General features: G+C 36.4%; 6 protein-coding genes and 1 pseudogene. 6 read left to right on the forward strand and 1 reads right to left on the reverse strand.

Features of this window, described 5'->3' with window-relative positions:
• A pseudogene (locus tag WBN20_RS15630) lies at positions 1–155 on the forward strand (exopolyphosphatase); the annotation flags it as partial.
• Between the two features lie 72 nt (positions 156–227).
• Here the strand turns inward: WBN20_RS15630 and WBN20_RS15635 are convergent.
• Positions 228–809 (reverse strand): tRNA-(ms[2]io[6]A)-hydroxylase, encoded by a 582-nt coding sequence (locus tag WBN20_RS15635; protein WP_424282356.1) that lies wholly within the window; start codon positions 807–809, stop codon positions 228–230.
• A 169-nt stretch (positions 810–978) separates the two neighbouring features.
• Between WBN20_RS15635 and WBN20_RS15640 the strand changes: the two genes are divergently transcribed.
• The 5 genes from WBN20_RS15640 to eboE all read left to right on the forward strand — a co-directional run.
• Positions 979–1,836 (forward strand): EboA domain-containing protein, encoded by an 858-nt coding sequence (locus WBN20_RS15640; protein ID WP_424282357.1) that lies wholly within the window; start codon positions 979–981, stop codon positions 1,834–1,836.
• Positions 1,837–1,839: 3 nt separating this feature from the next.
• Positions 1,840–2,748, forward strand: coding sequence for a TatD family hydrolase (locus WBN20_RS15645; protein ID WP_424274197.1), 909 nt, complete (start codon positions 1,840–1,842; stop codon positions 2,746–2,748).
• Position 2,749: 1 nt separating this feature from the next.
• Positions 2,750–3,652 (forward strand): UbiA-like protein EboC, encoded by a 903-nt coding sequence (gene eboC, locus WBN20_RS15650; protein ID WP_424282358.1) that lies wholly within the window; start codon positions 2,750–2,752, stop codon positions 3,650–3,652.
• 9 nt (positions 3,653–3,661) lie between these two features.
• A complete protein-coding gene (locus WBN20_RS15655; protein ID WP_424282359.1) occupies positions 3,662–4,828 on the forward strand; it encodes a 3-dehydroquinate synthase in 1,167 nt (388 codons plus the stop codon).
• Between the two features lie 3 nt (positions 4,829–4,831).
• The coding region (gene eboE / locus WBN20_RS15660; protein WP_424282360.1) for a metabolite traffic protein EboE at positions 4,832–5,906 on the forward strand (1,075 nt) is incomplete at its 3' end.

Consider the following 5,906-nt stretch of genomic DNA (forward strand, 5'->3'; position numbering starts at 1 on the left):
AGTTAGGTCTAAATCCGGATAGGGCAGATGTAATTATTCCCGCTACGCGGATATTTTTGTCTTCTGCTAAATGGAGTGGGGCAAGAAAAATTCATGTACCCAAAATTGGTCTATCAGATGGGATTATAAAGACTTTGTATTATGAAAAGTCTTGAAATCATCTTTTTAAATATTCAAAAATAATAACTGGGAAGCCTGTCCAATTATGGACCGAAGGTAATCTTATACTAACCATGAATAGTTTCTTTTCTGCCTAAACCTTTCATAATCTCAGCTTCAAACTCCAAAAGCTCCTCCCATTTTTTATCTACTTCTTTTTTATTTCCGTATTTCCTGGCAAATTTTAAAAACATAGTATAGTGCCCGGCCTCACTGACCATAAGTTTATGATAAAACTCTGCCAGTTCCTTGTCGTTTAGTTCTTCAGAAAGCAGCCTAAACCGCTCACAACTCCGCGCTTCTATTAATGCGGCGTATAATAGACGATGTACCAACTGAGTGGTCCGGTTTCCTCCTTTAGGAAAAAATTTCAAAAGTTGAATGGCGTATTCATCCTTACGATACCTTCCCAGGGTTTTACCACGGGCAAGGATCTTATCGTGTACCATTTTAAAATGTCCCATTTCTTCTCTTGATAAAGCAATCATTTCCTGTATCAATTCTGGATATTCAGGGAAAGTAATAATCAAAGAGATAGCCGTACTGGCAGCCTTTTGTTCGCAATAGGCATGATCTGTCAGAATTTCGTCTATATTTTTTTCCACTATGTTTACCCAGCGAGGATCAGTTGGTAATTTTAAACCTAACATAATTCAAATTTTTGCTAAATTAAAAAGAACATATTAAACACCTATGGTGTTTAATAAAACTATATACTCTTATTAATTAATTGAAGTGATTTGCTATTATCTTAATATATTTGTGCTGCCAAAGATTTTTCTTTTGTCTAACTCCTTGTTTATTTTGTAATTGGAATATATGCAACATTTGGATACCGTTAAACAGCTATCTGAAATTCTGGGTCATAGTGTATCTGAAGAAACACTAACCTGGATAGAGAATAAGTTAGATTTAATTATTAAGTCCAAATCTGCAAAGGAATTGTATTTAACCTATAGTTTACTTGCCGGAAAAATTGATTCTGCAAAAAAACCAAGATTCGAAGGTATAAATCAGGAATTGAAAGAATATCTAATCGCGCAGAACGCAGACCTTCTGCAAATTGCCAGGATTTATCTTCTTAATAGAGTACTTGAATCAGATTTAGCATATTTTTCAAGCAAGGTGGCCAATCTTATTCAGGTTGCAGATACCAGTGAGCTGGAAACCTTTTTGAAGTTTTTAATACTTTTACCAAATGCGGGGGACTTTAATCAGGCAGGAGTTGAAGCATTGCGAACTAATATTGGGATAATTTTTGACGCTATAGCATTAAACAATCCATACCCATCTATATATTTTAATGACCAACAATGGAATCAAATGTACTTGAAAGCGGCTTTTATGCAGCGTAATTTGGGAGAAATTGTTGATGTAGAAAAGAGGGCCAACAGCGATTTAGCGAGAATTATTTCAGATTATGCCCATGAACGTTGGGCGGCATCAAGAGATATTGACCCAATGTTCTGGAGACCTGTCACAGGATTTTTGGAAGGTGTATTATTAAAGGATATGGATCATTTGTTTAAGAGTAAAGATATAATTGAAAATCGGGCAGCTGCCCTTTGCTGTTATTACTCCCAACAACCGGAAGCAAACAAACTATTGGATAATTACCCTGATTTGAATGAAAAAGTTGCAAATAAGGCTGTCACCTGGGGAAATTTAAAAAAATAAGCTATGAAAGACAAAATGATGATAATTGACCCCCATATCCATATGACCTCAAGGACAACCGATGACTATGAGGCCATGTCGGAAGCTGGAATAGTTGCAATTATTGAACCCTCTTTTTGGTTAGGTCAGCCGAGAACCCAAGTAGGATCATTTCAAGATTATTATAGTAGCCTTGTTGGTTGGGAACCATTTAGGGCGAGTCAGTTTGGCATAAAACACTATTGTACCATTGGATTAAATTCCAAAGAAGCCAATAATGAAGCTCTTGCAGAGCAGGTAATGGAGCTTTTACCCTTATACCTTCACAAGGAAAATGTTGTAGCTATAGGAGAAATAGGTTATGATGATCAAACTCCGGCTGAGGATAAGTATTTTAGGGAGCAATTAGAACTGGCTAAAGAACTGAATATGACGGTTCAGGTTCATACCCCCCATAGGGATAAAAAGGCTGGAACAATCAGGAGTATGGAAGTTTGTATGGAGCATAAACTGGATCCGGGCAATGTTATAATTGATCACAACAATGAGGAAACAGTAAAAGATGTTTTAGATAAAGGTTTTATAGCCGCTTTTACCATTTATCCCAAAACAAAAATGGGTAATGAACGTATGGTAGAAGTAGTACGCAAATATGGCAGCTCAAACATCATAGTGGATAGCTCAGCAGACTGGGGTGTTAGCGACCCATTGGCGGTGCCAAAAACTGCAGCTCTTATGTTAAAACGGGGTATAGATCGTAAAGACGTTATAAAAACGTGTTATCAAAATGCGCTGGATGCTTTTAGTAAAAATGGAAAAATGAAAGAATCAGACTGGTTAAATCCGAAGGGAATTAATCAATCAATTCTTTATAATGATAATAGTGTTTTACGTGGTCAGGAACCTCGCGTGGACGCAGATCAAATAAATTAGAATGAACATGGTACTCCTGGGTTATGCAAAGCTTGCCAGGCCAGCAAACTTACCCACTGCCATGGCCGATATAATGGCTGGTTCCAGTATATCGGGTTTTACCTTGCTAATTTCATCTGACACTTTTTTAAACGGGCCGGTATTTCTGAATTTAATCTTACTTATATTTTCTTCAACTTTCCTTTACGCCGGAGGAGTTGTATTAAATGACGTGTTTGATTTTAAAATTGACCGGGTAGAACGACCCGAAAGACCTATTCCAAAAGGAGATGTATCGCTTAAGGGAGCTTCATTATTTGGAACTGGTCTATTGATATCAGGAATTTTCTTGTCCTTTTTTGTGAATTACCTTAGTGGTTTTATTGCTTTAATTCTTGTTTTATCGATCATACTTTACGATACATTCTCCAAAAAATATCAATTTCTTGGGCCATTAAATATGGGGCTTTGCAGGGCATTAAACCTAATTTTAGGGATGTCTGTATTTGGCGAAATATCTCACTGGCGGTACGCTGTAATTCCTCTTTTATATATTTTTGCCATTACGTTAATAAGCAGGGGAGAGGTTTATGGGCAAAACAAAAAGCATCTAATTTGGGCAGGACTGTTATACGCAATAGTCGTTTTTATCGTTTTGATGATTACTCCGGATATTCAGAGACAGTGGATTAGTTTATTTCCTTTTCTGGGGTTATTTATATTTCTGATTTTTAGTTCATTAATTAGGGCATATAAAATAAATTCACCGGAAAACATTAAAAAAGCTGTGGTAAGTGGTGTGCTTTCGATAATTGTTTTGGATGCCTCACTTACTGTGGCATTTGATAGTTGGCAATTTGGTTTGATTGTTTTAGTATTGCTACCACTGTCATACATACTGGCTAAGATATTTGCGGTAACATAAATTAAAAGCATGCATTTAAAACCTATAGAGCAGTCTTTTGCTGTAAACTTTAAATATAGTTTGCACTTTACAAGCGAAGTGTTTGGAAGCAACAATGGCTTGCTAGCTGAGGTCATAAAGTCTTATAAACCAAATGAACAGGTTAAACTCCTTTTTGTTGTAGACGATGGTGTTCTTAAAAATCACACAAAGTTAATTGAGAGTATTAGGAATTATTGTCTTCTGCATAGCTCACAACTACTATTTACAGAGTGTCTTGCAATATCGGGTGGAGAAATAGCCAAAAATAATTACGATAATGTAGATAGAATAATAAGCGCTATCAATAACAATGGTATTTGCAGGCATTCTTTTGTGATTGTTATTGGAGGTGGTGCGGTAATAGATATGGCCGGTTATGCCGCGTCAGTTGCACACAGGGGTGTAAAACTCATCCGTATTCCAACTACGGTCCTTTCTCAGAACGATGCTGCAATAGGAGTGAAGAATGGTATAAATGCTTATAATAAAAAGAACTTTATAGGAACTTTTGCACCCCCATATGCTATAATAAACGATAATGAATTTTTGACAAGCCTTGAACAACGCGATTGGATTGCAGGTGTTGCTGAGGCCATTAAAGTTGCTCTAATTAAAGATGAAATTTTCTTTAAAACAATTAAAGACAATGCGATCAAATTGAAAGAGCGTGATATGGACGCCATGCTTCAAAGTATATACAGGTGCGCCGAAATGCATATGGAACATATTGCCAAAGGTGGAGACCCATTTGAAAGCGGGTCCTCCAGGCCATTGGATTTTGGTCATTGGTCCGCACACAAGTTAGAACAGATGAGCAATTATTCTTTGAGACATGGTGAAGCCGTGGCTAAGGGGATTGCACTAGATTTAACATACTCTCAACTTGTTGGTTTTATTTCGGTAGAAATTTTAGATGAAATTTTAGCGGTTATGCTAGATATTGGCTTTGATTTGTCTATTCCGGTTTCAGAAGACAAAGAAATGCAGGAGTTATTAAAAGGGATTCAGGAGTTTCGTGAGCATCTTGGTGGTGAGTTAACAATAACCTTAATAAACGGTATTGGGAAGAAGATGGATGTGCATAAAATAGATATAGAATTAATGAAGAAAGCAGTAAATACTCTAAATAATAAATGTAAAATTAATATGGCATAAACTATGCTGATTGCTGATAAATACCATCTGACTTATTGCACTAATATTCATCCGGGACAGGATTGGGCAAGTACCTTTGAGAGTTTAGTAGAGTACCTGCCTATTATAAAGAATAAAATATCAAAAGGACAACCATTTGGTATAGGATTGCGACTATCCAACAAGGCAAGCGAAGAGCTTGCTATGAGTGATAATCTCCCAAAATTTAACAGTTGGTTAATCAAAAATGGTCTTTATGTGTTTACCATGAATGGTTTTCCATATGGGAATTTTCATAATGAAGTTGTAAAGGATAAAGTACATGAACCCGATTGGACAACAAGGGACAGAGTAAATTATACCATAAGACTATTTGAACAGTTAGCTTTTCTCTTGCCCGAAGGTATTTCCGGGGGTATTTCTACATCACCAATTAGTTACAAACACTGGCACAAGAATACTGAAAAGAAAAGGGCAGTTCTGGAAAAAGGCGCTGTTCATATGACCGAGCTTATATTAAAACTCCATGACCTCGAAGTAAGAACATCCAAGTATCTTCATCTCGATATAGAACCGGAGCCGGATGGGATGCTTGAGAATACTGAAGACGTTTTAAACTTCTATCATAATTTTCTTATACCAATTGCGAAAAAGGAACTAATAAAATACCTTGATGTGAGTGAAGATAGAGCGAAAGAATTGGTTTTACGCTATTGTACCCTTTGCTATGATATATGTCATTTTTCACTTGCCTATGAAGAGCCCGCCTATACTTTCGAAAAACTAAAGAATGCAGGAATTAAGATTGGAAAAATACAGGTAAGCGCAGCTTTGAAAGTTAAATTTGATACATCCGATAAAGATAAAATATGGGAATCATTGGCGCAATTTGATGAGCCTACCTACCTTCACCAGGTTACGGAACATACAAATGAGGGGGTTAAGACTTATAATGACTTGCCATTTGTTCTTAAAAACAAACCTGATGTTTCAGAATTAAGAGCCCATTTTCATGTTCCTATTTTTCTTGAATCTTTTGAGGAATTATATTCCACACAGGATCATATATTGAAAGTGATAACCATTCTCAGGGAAAATG

The organism is Eudoraea sp. (genome assembly GCF_049665975.1).
Classification (GTDB): Bacteria; Bacteroidota; Bacteroidia; order Flavobacteriales; family Flavobacteriaceae; genus Eudoraea.

Coding starts and splice junctions, on each gene's coding strand:
- WBN20_RS15635 (WP_424282356.1), bottom strand. CDS start 809: ATGTTAGGTTTAAAATTACCAACTGATCCTCGCTGGGTAAACATAGTG.
- WBN20_RS15640 (WP_424282357.1), top strand. CDS start 979: ATGCAACATTTGGATACCGTTAAACAGCTATCTGAAATTCTGGGTCAT.
- WBN20_RS15645 (WP_424274197.1), top strand. CDS start 1,840: ATGAAAGACAAAATGATGATAATTGACCCCCATATCCATATGACCTCA.
- eboC (WP_424282358.1), top strand. CDS start 2,750: ATGAACATGGTACTCCTGGGTTATGCAAAGCTTGCCAGGCCAGCAAAC.
- WBN20_RS15655 (WP_424282359.1), top strand. CDS start 3,662: ATGCATTTAAAACCTATAGAGCAGTCTTTTGCTGTAAACTTTAAATAT.